The sequence below is a fragment of the Butyricicoccus pullicaecorum DSM 23266 genome, from assembly GCF_900167005.1.
Classification (GTDB): Bacteria; Bacillota; Clostridia; order Oscillospirales; family Butyricicoccaceae; genus Butyricicoccus; species Butyricicoccus pullicaecorum.
The window spans coordinates 1-16,960 of sequence record NZ_FUXW01000015.1 but is presented as its reverse complement, the minus strand read 5'-3'; the positions used below and the strand labels follow the sequence as shown (position 1 = coordinate 16,960).

12 protein-coding genes are annotated in these 16,960 nt (G+C 56.4%); 5 read left to right on the top strand and 7 right to left on the bottom strand.

Annotated elements, in window-relative coordinates; translation table 11 throughout:
* Positions 1–397: 397 nt before the first annotated feature.
* Complete coding sequence (locus B5D52_RS13780) at positions 398–1,162, top strand: IclR family transcriptional regulator (RefSeq protein WP_016149065.1); 765 nt, start codon at positions 398–400, stop codon at positions 1,160–1,162.
* A gap of 204 nt (positions 1,163–1,366) precedes the next feature.
* Here the strand turns inward: B5D52_RS13780 and B5D52_RS13775 are convergent, their stop codons facing one another.
* Positions 1,367–2,005: a YczE/YyaS/YitT family protein gene (locus tag B5D52_RS13775; protein ID WP_016149064.1), complete on the bottom strand. Its 639-nt coding sequence runs from the start codon at positions 2,003–2,005 to the stop codon at positions 1,367–1,369.
* Positions 2,006–2,163: 158 nt separating this feature from the next.
* On the opposite strand from B5D52_RS13775, the gene B5D52_RS13770 reads away from it, so the two are divergent.
* The 4 genes from B5D52_RS13770 to B5D52_RS13755 all read left to right on the top strand — a co-directional run bounded on the left by B5D52_RS13770 (position 2,164) and on the right by B5D52_RS13755 (position 6,538).
* Positions 2,164–3,039, top strand: a complete 876-nt coding sequence (locus B5D52_RS13770) for a helix-turn-helix transcriptional regulator (protein ID WP_016149063.1) — start codon at positions 2,164–2,166, stop codon at positions 3,037–3,039.
* Positions 3,040–3,239: 200 nt separating this feature from the next.
* A complete protein-coding gene (locus tag B5D52_RS13765; RefSeq protein WP_016149062.1) occupies positions 3,240–4,430 on the top strand; it encodes an iron-containing alcohol dehydrogenase in 1,191 nt (396 codons plus the stop codon).
* Positions 4,431–4,561: 131 nt separating this feature from the next.
* Entirely contained in the window at positions 4,562–5,104 is a 543-nt protein-coding gene (locus B5D52_RS13760) for a PadR family transcriptional regulator (protein ID WP_016149061.1), read from the top strand.
* Between the two features lie 129 nt (positions 5,105–5,233).
* The gene (locus B5D52_RS13755) at positions 5,234–6,538 is read left to right on the top strand and encodes a cytidylate kinase family protein (RefSeq protein WP_016149060.1); all 1,305 of its coding nucleotides are present in this window, start codon (positions 5,234–5,236) and stop codon (positions 6,536–6,538) included.
* A 38-nt stretch (positions 6,539–6,576) separates the two neighbouring features.
* Here B5D52_RS13755 and B5D52_RS13750 read toward each other — a convergent pair whose 3' ends face one another.
* From B5D52_RS13750 to B5D52_RS13725, 6 genes are all read right to left on the bottom strand, one after another.
* Positions 6,577–10,221 (bottom strand): S-layer homology domain-containing protein, encoded by a 3,645-nt coding sequence (locus B5D52_RS13750; RefSeq protein WP_159446506.1) that lies wholly within the window; start codon positions 10,219–10,221, stop codon positions 6,577–6,579.
* A gap of 287 nt (positions 10,222–10,508) precedes the next feature.
* Positions 10,509–11,276, bottom strand: coding sequence for an alpha/beta hydrolase (locus B5D52_RS13745; protein ID WP_016149058.1), 768 nt, complete (start codon positions 11,274–11,276; stop codon positions 10,509–10,511).
* 133 nt (positions 11,277–11,409) lie between these two features.
* Complete coding sequence (locus B5D52_RS13740; RefSeq protein ID WP_016149057.1) at positions 11,410–12,369, bottom strand: tRNA dihydrouridine synthase; 960 nt, start codon at positions 12,367–12,369, stop codon at positions 11,410–11,412.
* Between the two features lie 363 nt (positions 12,370–12,732).
* Positions 12,733–14,244: an ATP-binding protein gene (locus B5D52_RS13735; protein ID WP_016149056.1), complete on the bottom strand. Its 1,512-nt coding sequence runs from the start codon at positions 14,242–14,244 to the stop codon at positions 12,733–12,735.
* Positions 14,241–15,533: a vWA domain-containing protein gene (locus B5D52_RS13730; RefSeq protein ID WP_016149055.1), complete on the bottom strand. Its 1,293-nt coding sequence runs from the start codon at positions 15,531–15,533 to the stop codon at positions 14,241–14,243. The genes B5D52_RS13735 and B5D52_RS13730 overlap by 4 nt, the downstream gene beginning before the upstream one ends.
* Before the next feature lie 14 nt (positions 15,534–15,547).
* Positions 15,548–16,540, bottom strand: a complete 993-nt coding sequence (locus B5D52_RS13725) for a leucine-rich repeat protein (protein ID WP_016149054.1) — start codon at positions 16,538–16,540, stop codon at positions 15,548–15,550.
* Positions 16,541–16,960: the final 420 nt, after the last annotated feature.

The following is a 16,960-nucleotide window of genomic DNA, read 5'->3' as shown; positions in this document are numbered from 1 at the left end:
AAAAAGCAACGTATATTCCCCTTAAAAAAAGATAACACGCTGCTCGTTTCTTTGTTGGTGTGAGAAATCCGACCGCGCCGGGCCGTCCGGTCCAAGCACAGCTGATTTTGAGAATTTTTGCGCCACAAGACCCCTTTCTGCACAAACAAACTTGCTGTCAAAAAAGGGGAATTCTTGTATTGGATTTATTATAACACAAAGCTGTTCGGTTTTCAAACCATAATTTGTGATGCAGAACCGTGCATATGAAAAATGAACAGAGACGCTGTGATATCCCGATATAAAATTTGTCATATGTTGGACAATTTCACATGATTGATTGCAAAAAGAAACAATGTTTGATAAAATATAAGACAGTAATAATACCATGTTATTTTTTGGAAGGGGAAATGTGATAATGGCGCAAGAGCTGCATCGTGCCACAGCTCGGGTATTGGATATTCTGGAGTGTTTATCCGCTTCTTCTGACGGTATGACGCTGACCGAACTGGCGCAGGCACTGGGTGCACCCAAGAGCAGCCTGTTCCCGATCGTTCACACCTTGGAGGAACGACAGTATTTACAGCAGCATTTCGGAACCACCCGCTACACAATCGGCCCGAGCTCGATGGTTCTCGGAACGGCCTACGCCGCAAACAGCGGTATGGCCGCATTTATTGATGTCATCAAAAAGGTCGTTGCAACCTGCCAGGAGACCTGCCAGTTCGGCGTTCTCGATCAGGGCAACGTTCTGTACATCGCCAAGGAGGACTCTCCCGAGGCGATCCGCATGATTTCCAAGGTCGGCAACCGCCTGCCCGCAAACGCGACCGCGATCGGCAAGGCGCTGCTGAGCGGACTGAGCAACAGCGAAGTGCGTGCCCTGTACCCGGACGGTCTGCCCCGTCTGACCGACCACACCATCACCAATATGGACGTTCTGCTGGACGAGCTGGATGCCATCCGCCGCGGCGATATCGCTACCGAGCGCGAGGAATCCACCCCGCAGCTGGCCTGCTGGGCACTCCCGCTGTGCCGCGGCGGCAAGGTTTTTGCTGCACTCAGCGTATCCGTCCCGCTCTTCCGCTGCGAGCCCAAGAAGATTTCGCTCATCTACCACAGCCTGCAAGAGGCAAAGACCAAGATGGAGCAGCTGGCGGAAATGCAAAACTTCGGCATTTAACACCTTATATATAATAGGTATCTGCCAATTTTCGTGTCGTGCGTCAGCCTGCTTTCCTGTCACACACGCTTTCCCTGCATCCTAAATCCCCTGTATCCTTTTGATACAGGGTATTTTTTTGCGCAGAACGATAAACACCCCGCTTGAGAGAGTCAACAAGCGGGGTGTCCATCATATGTAGTAGAAATAGGATGTGGGCAATATTTATTTGAGCGATACGGTCTGCATCTGCTGGGGCGTGAGCTTTTCGAGCACTCCGGATGCCGCCTGAATCGCAGGGCCGGTCAGCACAGCCGACAGCACCGTACCGATGCCAACCACGCCGCCGAGCGCCAGACCGATGGCCAGCTGTACCACGTCATAGATGATGCGGACAGCGCGGTAGGGCAGTTTTTTCTGTCGGGTGAACAGCCAGACCGAAAGGATATCATTGGGCGCCATGCCCATGCTGGCAAGGTTGACCATGGCAACGCCGGTACCGACGATGATCGGCGCAAGCATGACGCACAGCACACGCATGAGCAAACCGGCATGCGCCAGCTGCGGCTGCAAGAAAATTTCGCACAGGTTCATCACCATGCCGATCAGAACCGTACCGCCAAAGGTACCGATTCCGATGAGCGGGCGGCTGACAAAAATCAGCAGCGCCAGGAATATAAACTGAATCAGGCTGCTCGTCGTACCGATCGCCAGCCCCAGCACGCCCGACACGCCCTGTACCATCAGGTTAAACGCGTCTGCGCCCAGTCCGCTGTACACATACAGCGCACTGCCGAAGGCTGCAACCATGAACCCTGCGCACATGAGCAAGGTTCTGTATAGATTGAGCTTTGTAAATTTCATCTGTCCTCACTCCTTTTTGCAGTGTCTATCTTACAAAAGCTGTGTTACAATGAACATACACTTTCTTGTGCGGAACGAAAAAATGCCATGTTTCCACATGGATTTTCTTGCGGTTCCGTCGACCTGCTTTTTACCATGCAAAAAGGAGCTCTCACAACATGAAATCGACCCATTCCTCCAATCATCAGGTTATCTTTTTCCCACAGGAGGTACAGACCTTATTCCCCGGTCAGCCCAGTCTTTACCGCATCAGCTACCAGGATTGGACCAACGGATACCAGCAAATCATGCACTGTCACGCCGATATCACCGAGATTTTGCTGCTGCTCGCAGGCTCCGGGCATTACTCGATCGGCGCTCAGCGCTACCCCATTCGTGCCGGTGACGTGATTCTGTGCAACGGCGGTGTGGTACACGACGAGTTCCCCAAAACCCACGAAACCTACCAGACCATCTGCCTGGGCATCAAGGGTTTACAGCTGCCCGATCTGCCGCCCAACCACATCATCGCGCACAATAAAACCCCGATTTTCCACCGTCCGGCACAGTTTGACGACCTCTCCGCCCTCTTGCAGATCATCCTGCGGCAGGCCGACCAGCAGGCGCCTTTGTACCTGCACATCTGCCAGCAGCTCATGCTGTCGGTGCTCAAACTGACCGAGCAGATGATTCGCGAATACGGCACCGAGAACATCAGCCAGCAAAATGAACTGTGCGCACAGGTCGAAGCCTACATCTATACGCACTATCAGCAGGATCTGACCATCGAGCAGCTGGGAAAACTCTTTTTTGTCAGTCCCTACCACCTCGCGCACGTCTTCAAGCAGCACACCGGTTACACGCTCAAGCAGTATATTCTGCGCCGCAGAATCGGAGAAGCGCAGGATCGTCTGTCTTGCTCCTCGGACAGTATTACCCAGATTGCCCGCGAAGTCGGCTTTGAAGATTCGGCTTACTTCTCCCGTATTTTCACCAAATACGTCGGCATGTCGCCCAAATTTTACCGCGAATACCGCACCGGCTCGGACGAGTGAGCAAGAATCTCTAACCGGAAACGGTCGCTTTCCGCGGCACACGCCTGAGAGCGCAAGATTGTCCAACCTTATCCGCGCCTTTCGTCCCGCACTGTGCAACGTGCAAAAAAGCATTGCATTCGCGGGCACCTTATACTATAATAGGCTCGTAGCATAAACGCACAAAAGTGCGATCAATTTGAGCAGGAGTGTTGTGACTTATGTCCAGATTTACATTACCCAGAGACCTTTATCACGGAGAAAATGCGCTGGAAGCGCTCAAAACCCTGACCGGTAAGCGCGCTGTCGTTGTTGTTGGCGGCGGTTCCATGAAGCGCTTCGGCTTCCTCGACAAGGTAGAAGCTTACCTCAAGGAAGCAGGCATGGAAGTCAAGCTGTTCGAAGGCGTTGAGCCCGATCCCTCGGTTGAGACCGTTATGAAGGGTGCAGCTGTCATGCGCGAGTTCCAGCCCGACTGGATCGTTTCCATCGGCGGCGGTTCTCCGATCGATGCTGCAAAGGCAATGTGGGCATTCTATGAATACCCCGATGTGACCTTCGAGGATCTGTGCATCCCCTTCAACTTCCCCACCCTGCGCACCAAGGCAAAGTTCTGCGCAATTCCGTCCACCTCGGGCACCGCAACCGAAGTCACCGCATTCTCGGTTATCACCGACTACGAGAAGGGCATCAAGTATCCGCTCGCTGACTTCAACATCACCCCCGATGTTGCAATCGTCGATCCCTCGCTGGCTGAGACCATGCCCAAGAAGCTGACCGCACACACCGGTATGGATGCAATGACCCACGCAATCGAGGCTTATGTATCCACCCTGCACTGCGATTACACCGACCCGCTGGCGCTGCACGCCATCGAGATGATCAGCGCTGACCTGATCCCGTCCTACAACGGCGATATGGCAGCGCGCGCTCGCATGCACAATGCACAGTGCCTGGCTGGTATGGCATTCTCCAACGCGCTGCTCGGCATCGTGCACTCTATGGCACACAAGACCGGCGCAGCTTACACCGGCGGCCACATCGTTCACGGCTGTGCAAACGCAATGTACCTGCCCAAGGTCATCCGCTTCAACGCCAAGGAGCCCGCTGCAGCTGAGCGTTATGCAAAGATCGCGAAGTTCCTGGGTCTGGCCGGCACCACCACCGACGAGCTGGTTGACGCACTGATCGCGCACATCCAGGAGATGAACCGCGCACTGGATATCCCGACCTGCATCAAGGACTACGAGGGCGGCATCATCGACGAGCAGGAATTCCTCGACAAGCTGCCGTCGGTTGCTGAGCTGGCTGTCGGCGACGCCTGCACCGGTTCCAACCCGCGTTCGATCGACCCCGAGCAGATGGCAAAGCTGCTCAAGTGCTGCTTCTACGACACCGAGGTCGATTTCTAAGATTTCTTTTGATCGGCAAAAAAGTCCCGTATCACAGATACGGGACTTTTCTTCTGTCCGTCCGGGGCTTGCGTTTATGCGCAAATATGCTACACTGTATTCATCAAGATTTGTTTTAGAAAGGCATCTGCATGGGAGTTTTGAAATACGCGATCCTTGGATTGCTCAACCGCCAAAAAATGACCGGATATGATATCAGCCGCGCGTGCGACACCAGTCTCTTCGAGTTCTGGAACGCCAAGCACAGCCAGATCTACCCCGAACTCAAAAGTCTGACCGAAGCCGGTCTGGTCGAGTACGAAATCGAGATTGCGGGCAATGTGCTGCAAAAAAAGCTCTATTCCATCACCCCGGCCGGTCGGGAGGCGTTCCACACCTGGGAACTGACCCGCCACAAGCCGCGTGGTGTGCCCAAGGATGAATTCCGCTTGCAGCTGTTTTTCTCGGACAGTATCCCGTCCGAGCAGCGGCTTGCGCTGCTGGGCGCCGAACTTGAGGCGCACACCGAGCGGCTGGCCCAGCTGCACGACGATCTGAACAAGTTCGACGGCATTCCGCCTGCCGACGACTGCGCATTCTGCGATTATATGGTGCTGCTCGGCGCGATCAAGCGCGAGGAGGCCAGCTGCGACTGGCTGGAAACCTGCATTGACCTGTGCCGCGCCCGCACGTGACCTTTTTCCCCTGACCGTATCTCGGTCGGGGGATTTTTTTGCGTTCACGGGTGATGCCTTAAACATGTAATAATTGACATGTTATTTTTGGGATGCTATCATAGAAATGGTAAAATAGGAGGTATCTGCATGAAGGAAACACAACATAAGTTGAAACGCTATCTCGTCTTTCTGCTCGGACTGTTCGTAAACTCGCTGGGCGTGGCGCTCATCACCAAGGCCGACCTTGGTACGTCGCCGATCTCGTCCATCCCTTACGTACTCAGTCTGAGCTTTCCCTTCTCTCTGGGTCAGTTCACCATCTTTTTCAGCATCCTGCTCATCGTGCTCCAGCTCGTCATCCTCGGGCGCAATTTTAAGGCCGAACACCTGCTGCAGATTCCGATCTCGCTGGTTTTCGGCTATTTTATCGATCTGTGCATGCTGCTCCTGTTCTTCGTCCAGCCCGCAGCCTATGTGCTCAAGATTCTCTATCTGCTCGTCGGCTGTATCGTGCTGGGCATCGGCGTGTACATGGAGGTACTGGCCAACGTCATCATGCTGCCCGGTGAATCCTTCGTCCGCGCGGTGGTTTTCCGCTGGAAAACCGAATTTGGCGTGACCAAGGTCGCATTCGATGTGTCCATGGCGGTCATCGCGGGCGTTCTGGGAATCGTCCTGACCGGTCACCTCAACGGCGTGCGTGAAGGTACGGTCATCGCCGCCCTGCTCGTCGGCTTCATCGCCCGTCTGATCGGCAAAAAGCTGTCCTTCCTGCCCGAAATGCTGTTCGATGCGGCACCGGCTGAAACCAAGCAGGCACCCCAGCCCACTGCAGAGGAACCGATCTGCATCGCGGTTGGCCGTCAGTTCGGCAGCGGCGGTCACGACATCGCCAAAAAGCTGGCCGACCGTCTGGGCTTTGCCTTCTATGATGAGGAACTCATCCAGATGGCTGCCGGTACGACCGGTTATCAGCCCGAATTCATCGCAAAAACCGAGGAAAAGATGTCTCACAGCCTGCTCTACGATCTGGTAAGTGAGATGTACAGCTATTCCGACCAGTACCAGCCGCCCAAGGACAACATCTTTGAGGCCGAAGTCAAGAGCATCCGCGAGGCCGCGCAGAAAAACAGCGTCATCGTTGGCCGCTGTGCCGACTGGGTGCTGCGGAACAATCCGCGCTGCGTCCGCGTCTTTCTGCACGCACCGCTCGACTACCGCATCCGCACGGTCATGCAGCGCGAACATCTGACCGACGAAAAGGCAGCCAGACACCACATCCAGCAGACCGACAAGCAGCGCGCCGACAACTATCGCTACTACACCCGCACCATCTGGGGTGCGTCGGCAAACTATCACCTGTGCATCGACACCTCGCTGGGTGAGGATTACGTCGAAAACCTGATTCTCGGTCTGGTTGACCGCATCAAGGCCGATCCTGCAAAAAAGTAAATGAAAAAAAGCGTCCCAAACGGGACGCTTTTCTTATTTTATGCTGCCTGTGCAGGTGCTTCGACTGTGATTGCCTCGTACAGCAGGCTGAATGCCTCTGCGCGGGTGATCTGATCGTTGGGCTGGAGGGTGTCGTCGGTGTAGCCGCTCAGGCTGCCCTGAGCCGCCATGCCTGCCAGCGCGCTGACTGCCCAATCGGGAATGTCTGCTGCGTCAGTGAAACCGTCCAGTATCGAATGATCGTCGGACGATACCTTGCAGGCACGTGCGATCATGGTGATGATCTCGGCACGGGTCGCGTAGTCGCTGCCGCACAGATAACCGAACTCATCGCCCTGCAGGATGCCTGCATCCTTGGCCGCTGCCAGTGCGCCATACGCCCACTCAGACGAACGGTCGGCAGCATCCAGCTTGGTGTCTGCCTTGGGCTTGATGCCCAGCATAGTGTTCATGACCCAGATCATTTCCTCGCGGGTGATCTTGTCATCCGGACGGATACGACCGTCGGCATCGCCTTCGAGCACGCCCTCGGCCATCATCGCGCGGATGGTCTCGGCTGCCCAGTGGCTGTCGTCCACATCCCAGCCCGCTTCCTTGGGCTGCTCGGGCTTGGTCTCGGTGGTGGTCTCAGCCGTAGCTGCCGAACTGGTCTGAGTGGTCTCGGAAGAAGCTGCGGTCTGCTCGACCGGCTTGCCCTCGTCCACTTCGCCTGCGTAGTCGTCAAAATCCTCGCTCAATGCGCGGTATGCATCCGAGGACTGGTGACCTGCGCCGTCTGCAAAGGTACCCTTTGCCCAGTCTGCGTAGGTGTTCCATGCTGCGGTGCTCTCGCCTGCCTTGAGGGTGTAGGTGTACAGAACCGGAATGTCGGTCTGCTCGGTACCCAGATTGGAGGTGAACTTGGTGACGATGCGCACATACTTGCCCTCGCCTGCGCCGGTCAGATCGATGGTGTTCTCGCCGGTCTTGAGGTTGAATGCCTTGGAGCCCGAAACGGTCTTGCCGTCCTTGGAGAACTCAACAGTCGCCTGGATCGCCGACTTGCCCGGGATCTCTGCCTTGTACGCCAGGGATGCCGGTGCGCCGGAGATCTCTGCCCACTCGGTCGTGTGCGTACCGGTCTGGACAATGTTCTTGGGGTCAAAGTTCAGCCACAGCACCAGATCGTCGCTCTTCGGGCCTGCTGCGCTCGGTGCATCGGCTACCGCTGCAACCTCTGCCTCGGTCAGCTTGCTCTGGTACATGCGTGCCTGCGATACCTCACCGGCCAGCATGGTGCGGTCAACACCGCGGCCGCGGTTGGTCAGCAGGGCACCGGTGTACGAGAAGCCGATATAGGTGGATGCGCCCGGCCAGTTCTTGATCTCGGAATCGAATGCCGGTGCATCGATGTGGCCGCTGTTGTACTTGTTCTGGTAGGAATCGCCGCCGGTCGTGCGGTCGAAACCGCCGACGTACTGCACCCACTCGCCCTTCTTGATGCCAGCGTTCGGGTCTGCGTCGTCATCGTTCCAGAAGAATTCGCCGTTGTCGTTGTTAAAGCCGATGCCGACCGTGACCTTACCGGTTGCACGGACTGCCATGCGGTACAGGTAGTTGGTGCCCCAGCCGATAGACACGCCCTTGGTCATGAGCGGGTTGTGATCGCGGCCGTTGGGAGTCAGGGTATTGATACCGGTGCCCTCGCTGACCGGCAGCTTGGCCCATACCATACCGGTGATGCCGTTGTCGATGGTGAAATTCTGATTGTCGGGAATCTCGACGTAATCCTTATCGCCGTCCAGAATAATGGTGCCGTTGCCCTTGTCATCGGTGCCAATGGTCGGTGCACCGTGCAGGTAACCGTTATTGCCCTTGCCCGACTGGTCAACGACCATGGGCATGCCCTGAATGGAGCCCTCGATGTAAACGGTCTCGGGTGCGGAATCGCCAATGCGTACCGAGAACTCGCCAGCCTGCTCGAACTGATAGGTGAACTCGCAGGTCTTGACCTCGCCGGCCTTGAGCGTATACTGCTTGCTCAGGGTGGCCTCGTCGCCAACGTACAGGGTCGCCGTTGCGGTGCCGTCCTCATTGCCGATGTTGGTGATATCGGCCTTGATGTTGAGGATATCGCTGCCAATGTCGCTGACCTCACCACCCCCCAGCTTGGTGCGGACGTTGGTATAGGAGAAGGTTGCCGGACGGAACTGGACTTCGATGTCCTTGGACACGTCTGCGACCTTGACCGTGTGCTTGCCGATCTCGGTCAGGGTGACCGTACCGCTCAGCTCGATGGACTCACCGGGCTCGAGGGTCTTGACGCCGTTGGACGATACGCGCACCGGCTCGCCCGAAGTGGACAGGCCGCTGTCGCTCTCGAGATCGCCGTAGATGTACTTGATCGTACCGTTGTCATCGACCGGAATGACAGCCGCTGCCATGCCCTTGCCGGTGTTGGTGATGGTCGCGGAAATCTCAATCTCGCTGTTGCACGGAACCGGGCCGGACTGAATGGAAATGTTGCTGTATGCAAGCTGCTGCTTGTCCACAGCGGTAACGGTCGTGCCGACGACGCCGCCGTTTGCCATGTTCTGGGTGGTCAGAACGCCGTCCTTGATGGTGTGGGTCATGTAGCTGCCCTTGGCGCTGACCGCACGGGAATCCTGATGGGTCAGGTAAATGGTGCCTGCACCGACGGTCGGCTGATCGGATACCGCACGGGCGTAGCTATGGGTATGACCGGCCAGCATCATATCGACGTGACCTGCCTCAGCCACCGATGCAATGTGCATCTTGGTGTAGGGGTCGGAGATCGGATGGTGCATGACCAGAATACGGAAGGCCTTATCCTGGTTCTTGGACAGGTCGTCCTTCAGCCACTGGACAGACTTTTCGATCTTGTCCGCAGTCGCAGCGTCCATCTTGCCGCCCGAAGTCTCGGCGTTCATCTGGAACAGCGCCCACGGGTTGCTGTCCATCAGGTCAAAGTGTACGTTGCCGTAGTCAAAGGAAATGTTGCCCGCGACCGCAGAGCCGTACTCCTCGGTCTGGGTGTCGATGACGTACATGTCGAAGTAGTCGCTGAAATCGTGGTTGCCGCAGGCGTAGACCACCGGGTAATTGTGGATAAATTCGCCGCTGTTGAACCAGAATGCGTACTGCTCCTTCTGGGTACCGGTGCCCTCGACCATATCACCGCCGTGGATGATGAAAGCCGGGTCATAGTCGGCAACCGCAGCGTCAAACGTCGCCTTGGTGTCGAACTTATGGGTGTCGGTGATCGAGATATAGCGAATCTCGGTCGGGTTCTCCTCCAGCGTGCGGAAGGTTCCGCGACTGGTTTCGCCGTTTGCCAGCGCTACCTCGTAGTAATAGCGCGTGCCCGGGGTCAGTTCGGAGAACTTATACCGGTAGATATTGGTCTGTACACCGCCGTAGGCCGGTGCTTCCGGGTCACGCTCGACCGTGACCGCATCGCCCAGCGCGTTGGCATCGGTGCCGAACCGGATGGTCGTCGGCTCGCTGCCGCTGGTCTCCCAGACTGCGACCATGCTGGTCGTCTTGGGCGCCAGCAGGTACGGCCCGATCACAAAACCGGAAGCCGTGTCCGCTGCGAACGCCGCGGGAATCATGGCCAGTACCATAACCACGGTCAGCAGCAGGCTGAGCAGGCGTTTGAGATGCTGATTTCTTGCTCTCATGCGTTTTTTCATCCCTTCTCTGAATAACTATGAGCCCATGCGGCTCATGATTGGTATAGTATAACAGAGGGGTCTGCCTATCGCAACCTATTTTTTGTTCAAATTTCTCTATTTTTATTTATTTTGCAATAAAACTGTGCACTTTTTTGTACCAAAAGTTGATTTTTATTTGTTTCATCTCCAGAGTTACATCCTGTATTTCTTGCAATTTTCACACTTTGGTCTATACCTCTAGCAAAATAGACAAAAATTTACCCCCGCGGTTTTTGTACCGCGAGGGCAGCATTTTACAGGGAAAATCGCTCGATTGTGCGCCGCAGCGCCTCATTAAAGTACGGGAAATCGTGTACGCCGTCCCAATTCTCGAACGCCGCGTCGATTCCCAGCTCGGCAAGCGACTGCAAAAAGCGCTCGTGATCGGGATAGAATCCGTCCTGCCGTCCGCAGGTCAGATAGAGCGTCGGCAGCGGGCTGTCCGATGCCTTGGCACGCTCGGCCAGTGCCAGCAGGTCGTTTTCCGGCGTCCATGTCAGGTCATCCCCAAAGATGGCGGCAAAATCACGCGGCATCTGCACGCCCCAGCCGTCCATACCGTGCTCGCGTGCGTCATCCAAGCCTTCGCGCAGCAGCAGACAGCACGAGGAAAACGCACCGCACAGTCCGTACTGTTCGGGACGGGACAGCGCACATTTGAGTGCACCATAACCGCCCATTGATCCGCCCAGAATTACCGTGTGATCGCGGTCAGCCGATACCCGAAAGACATTGCGCACGATGACCGGCAGCTCGTCCGCGATATAGGTAAAATACCGCTGGCCGTACTGCATATCAGCGTAAAAACTGCGCCCGACTTCGGGCAAAACGTAGATCGATCGTCCGTGCTCGGCGTAAAACGGAAGCATGGTGTAGTCAAGCCAGGTTTTATTGTTGCCGCACAGCCCGTGCAGCAGATATACCACCTGATAGGGTTCGTCTTTCAGGTCGTTCGGCGTGATAATCGTAATGTCGGTGTCCATTTCCAGGACATTTGAATATACCGTACCGCTGAGTCTCATAAAATTCTCTCCTTTTTTGGCTGGAATAGCTCGTTTTTATGATCGTTTGGCCTCTTAAGCCATCCCAGCTGATACAATGCACAACCGCATGGTCTCATCTCCTATTCTATCTTTGGGTCACACCTGAGCATGCTCACTTGACCGGTCGATATCCGGCATCGGCAATCAGCGCATGGTCGAACATTTCGTTCATTGCGCATTCGTAATCGCGCAGGCGCTTGGCCTTGCGAATCTTTTTGAGCACTTTTTCACTGTCTTCAAACAGACAATGCAGGTAAAACCACAGTTCTTTCATCTTAAACAGCACCGGTGTCTCGCCCGACAGCGTCTCACGGTACGCGGTGTACAGTTCGTCGTGGAAACCGCGCAGACGTGTCTTGTCCAGTGTACCCTTGCCGCGAATCTGGTTGCCAAGATCGGGGTTTGCAATCCAGCCGCGTCCCAGCATGACGCGCTCGACGGTCGGGAAGGTCTGGCAAAATCGCTCGTAATCGGAGACGGTGAACAGGTCGCCGTTATAACAGACCGGATGGCGGCAGGCTGAGAGCGCCGCAGAAAAGGCTTCTAAGTCCGGGGTGCCGGTGTAAAAATCCTTCTGCACCCGGGCGTGAATGATGACCTCGGACAGCGGATAGCGGTTGTAAATATCTAAAATTCGGGGAAATTCGTCGGATGACTGCAATCCCAGACGGGTTTTGACCGAAATCTTGCCCGAAAATCCGTTGCAGACCGCGTCCAGAAAGCGGTCGAGTTCCTCGAGATCGGTCAGCATGCCCGCGCCCTTGCGCTTGACGATTACCGTGCCTGACGGACAGCCGAAATTCAAATTGACTTCGTCATAGCCCTGATTTTTGAGCACATCGAGCGCCCACAGACAGTGCTCGGCATTGTTGGTTAATAGCTGGGGGATGATGGTCAAACCCGTGTTATTTTCGGGGAGAACGTCGTTTTTCTCGCGGGATGTGAATTTATAGGTCTGATTCGGGGTCAAAAATGGGGTGAAATAGCGATCGGCCGCACCGAACCAACGCGCATGCGCATTGCGGAAGCGATAGCCGGTAATGCCCTCGAGTGGGGCAAAGGAAAGATGCATAAAAGGACTCCTTTTGGGGTTAGAATGGTCGGACTTCCCGCGGAGCGAAATAAAGCTTTCGCTCAAGCCTTTCTCGAAAGGCTTGCGGGTTCGTAGGGCAGCGCCCTGCGCCGCGTCCCGCAGGACGCGGAATCCCCTTTTGAAACCCGGTGTCCGACCCGGGTTTCAACAAAAACGTACTTTTTGAAATCGCCGTCCGAGGACGGCGATTTTTATTTGGCTTATTTTGGTTGATTTTCCCTTGCGGGGGACGGGAAAATCAAAAAGAGATTCCGCACTCTGCGGAGCGCGTCTCAGGGCTCTGCCCTGAGAACCCGCAGCCTTTGAAAAGGCTGGCGAAACTTTCTGTAAGGGGTGCGGCGGTTAATGATTCTCTTTCGCCTTCTGAATCTCGTCCAAAATCTTACTCCGGGTATCATCAAACAGCAATGCCTGATTGTGTCTGAAATACGCCTCGCAGCCGCAATTCTGAATATACCACGCAGTATAGGGATTGGCGGTCAACTCAGTCGCAAACAGCACCATTTCCTGACTCTCGCCGGTCGCCTGCTCCAAAAATGCAAATGCGTTATCCAAGCTCTGGCCTGCTGTCGTGACGCTCTCGGCTCTTTTTGCGGTCTGTGCGCCGAACTGGGTACGCAGTACATCAAATGCCTTGTCATTATCGCTCTCGTTTTCGCGCTCGACCGCGTGCAGGTACTGTTCCAGCTGGGCAATTTCCAGCTGCAAGCGGCGCTTGCGCTCGGTATCCAGTGTACCCGACGTGCGGCCGCTCTCGAGTTCCTTCGAGCGGTCTTCGATGATAGCTGCGAGCGCCTTTGCGACCGGTGCAGTGGTCAGTGCGCCCTTGACCCGGGTCAGATCGGCGTACAGGACATCGGTCAATGCGTCCATGCGCTGCGCCGTTTGAGCATGCTCAGACAAACGAGACAAAATGAGGCCGATGACGCTGAGTTTTTCGTCAAACGGTGCGGCGGCGAACTCAGATGCGCGTACCGCTTCCCACTGTCCGGCGATGATCTCATCGATGCGATAGACGCGCTGGTATTTGCGGTACAGCTCGAGATAGTTTGCGAAATCCTTGGCGATGCGCGGCAGCTGGATATACTGACCAACGACCTCGCGGTCGACCGGCAGGTCGAGGGCTTCGTAGGTGATGAGCAGCGCGGACAGGTCTTCCCAGCCGCGTGCGGTGGCGAACTGCAAGCCGTCGGCTGCCGCCTCGATCTTATAAAAGTTGTCCGGTCGGATGTCCAGATAGGAAATCACCGCGCTATGCAGGCCGCGCTGGTATGCGTATTCCTTCCAGACCTGATAGTCCTCCTGCACGTCGATACGCTTGACGCGGTCGAGCGTGACCACGTCGAACTCACGCACCGATTTATTGTACTCGGGCGGGTTGCCCGCCGCGACAATCACCCAGCCCTCGGGCAATTTCTGGTTGCCGAAGGTCTTACACTGCAAAAATTGCAGCATCATCGGGGTCAGTGTCTCAGAAATGCAGTTGATCTCATCCAAAAACAGGATGCCCTCGCGCACGCCCGTGCGCTCCATGAGGTCGTATACCGAGGCCAGAATCTCGCTCATGGTGTAGGACGTGACCGCGTATTCCTGTCCGTCGTAGGTGTGATGGTCGATATAGGGCAGGCCGAGTGCGCTCTGGCGAGTGTGGTGGGTGATCGTGTAGGCGATCAGACCCACGCCGGTTTCGGCTGCGATCTGCTCCATGATCTGGGTCTTACCGATGCCCGGAGGGCCCATCAGCAGGATGGGACGCTGGCGCACGGGCGGGATCTGGTACTCGCCGAACGCATCGCGGGCAAGGTAGGCTTTGATGGTATTGGTGATCTCCTGTTTGGCTCGTTTGATGTTCATTGGTTCCCTCCGGTTTCCAGTGTGTCGGGGTCGAGTACCACGCGGATGCCCCAGGGCGGGACGCGCTCGGGGTACCCCTGACCGGCCAGCATGACAAAGGCTGCGTCATACGGCGGTCTTTTGCTCGGGTAAATTCCCAGACCGTCGGTAAAGTACAGAATGCCGCGCAGACGGTGGAATGCACCCGCCTTTTGCAGCTCGGTCACGCGGTCAAAGACCGGCCGGAAGTCGGTCGCGCTCTGACCGATCAGCGTAAAATGCTCCATATAGTCGGCAAGCTCACGTGCGCTGCGGATGTGCTGCTCGGCGCGGATCTGGTCGTCACACTGGATGATATACAGGTTGATTTGACGGAAAAAGCTCTCGGTATCCTTCAAAATACCGTAGGTGTAGGACAAAAACTGTCGGACAAGGTCGCCCGAAGTCGACATCGAGGTGTCAATCGCGACGACAAAGTCGGAAATGCGCTTGACTTCCCGCGTTTCCAGCGGCTCGATGAGCGGCATGTTGCCATAGCGCCGCAGGCCGTAGGCGTAGTAGCCATAGTCGAAGCTGTCCGCATCCACGCCCATTTCCTCGCCGATCACGGCGAAGCGGTGCAGGAAAGCGCGGTAATTGTCGGTCGGCTGGGTCTCGACACGTAATTGCTCGGTGATGGCCTGGCCGCCAGTTGCCGACTCGCTCATGACCGTCTGCATACCGGTCTGTACGCGCTCGGCGACACGCGGCCACGGGTCGTCCTGCTCCTGCTCGTTTTCAGCCTTCTCCCACAGGCTGTGGTCGTCCTGCGCAAACTCCCGTGCGTAGGTCGCACGGTCGTACTCGGACAGCGGTTCCCGCCGGAACTGGCGATAGATCGCGCCCGCGGTCAGCACCGGCATGTGCGATTTGAGCGTGCGGTAGAGATGGCTGCGGCGCACGCCGGGCGCGGACGGCGACAGACAGGGATAGTTCAGCTCGTCGAGAATGCTCTCGACTGCGATGTCACAGCACAAATCCCACAGCTCGCCGTCCCGACCCTTACGGCCAGCCGGATGACGGAGCAGACAGTGCAGAATGACGTGCAGAAAGGCACGGCAGGTCAGACTGCGCGCCCGCTCGTAGCGTGAGGCCAGCCACGCACCGTTATAATAGAGCACCTTGGTGTCGGTCGCGAGCGTCGGCGTGTCGAATCCCTCTGCAAAGGGCAGCGCACACAGTGCCGCGTCCAAAAACGGTAGATTGAGGTATAATTCATTGCGGGCAGCGGTCAAAATTTCGCGCCCGATGGTCTGCCAGTCGGCACCCATCCGCTCCCCCTCCTTTACAGGTCATAGGTCTTTTGCATGAGCGGCGCAGCGCGTCCGGCCGAACGGTCAAGCGCGGCCAGCAGCAGCGCGAGCGCTTCGGTCTGTCCCATCTGCCGCGCAAGATCACAGGCGGCAGACAGCCCGGAACGGTCGAGCACGCCGAACGACAGCAACGCCGACAGACCGGGCACATCCCGACTGTCTAAGAGCGTGCGCACGGCATCGGTCGGATGCTCGCGCAGACAGGCCAAATAAACCTCGCGTGCCTGCGCGGACAGTCCCACCGGCCACCGCAGACGCAAAAGCGCAACCCGGCAGGCCGTGTCATAGTCTTGAATGCGCAAAAGGCGCTCGAATGCGCCGTCGTACTGCAAAAACGATAGCACGCCGTTCTGAATACACTGGCGATAAGCATAGCCTGCACCCTCAATGCGTCGCTGGAAGATGTGCGCCGGGCCGAGGTCTTCCAGTTCCTCGTTGAATGGCGGGAAGATCAGACGCGCCTCGGCGTATTTCTGGTGCAGATCGACTGCAATCTCACCGCTGGTCTGGCCTAAAAGGTCGGACAGGCAGTTTTTTTCACCCTCCTCGGCGTATAAATCGATGGTCTGAAAGGCGGTGCAGTTCATCAGGGCACCGTGTCCGACCGCACGCACACCGGAATGTACGGTCAGCGCGCGCAGACTGTAACAGTTGTAAAAGGCATAACTGCCGATGGTGTGCACAGAAGACGGAATCACCACCCGCTCGATGGCGCGGGCATTGTGTGTTAATGTGGACGAAATCCGTTCCCCGGTGGTCAGACGCACCTCAAATACGTCGTATTTGGATACGTCGGGTTCACGCTCGGCGCACAGATAATCACCGAGTGCGATGACCGGCAGATCATGTATGGTTTCGGGCAGGATAATGACCGGGTCAGACGTGCGGCAACGCAGAATACAGACACCGACATCCTGTTTGGTACAGAGTAATATGGCCTCATTTTCGCAAATGATCTGGTTCATAGACCCTCCTTTGTTACGTTCCACTCTATCTTAACGCAAAGCGGGGATTGCGTCAATCGGAAGGCAAACGGGTTCTCGCCCGCAGGCGACAATAAAGTTTAGATCAAACCTTTTCAAAGGTTTGCGGGTTCTCAGGGCAGAGCCCTGAGTCGCCCGTCGCAACGGGCGAAACTCCCCTTTTGATTTTCGCTCTCGCGAAAATCAACTAAAATAAAAAAGAAAAGCGCGTCCCGTAGGACGCGCAATTCTCTGGAAAGACCAACCACCCGGTTGGTCTTTCCCTTTTGTTTGTTTTGATTGATTCCCGGGTCGTACACCGGGAATCAAAGGGGGATTCCGCTCGCTGCGGCGAGCGGCCAGCCTGCGCGGCTGGATCGCGCCGGGTCGCAGACCCGGACCCGCTTGTCGCCTGCGGGCGGG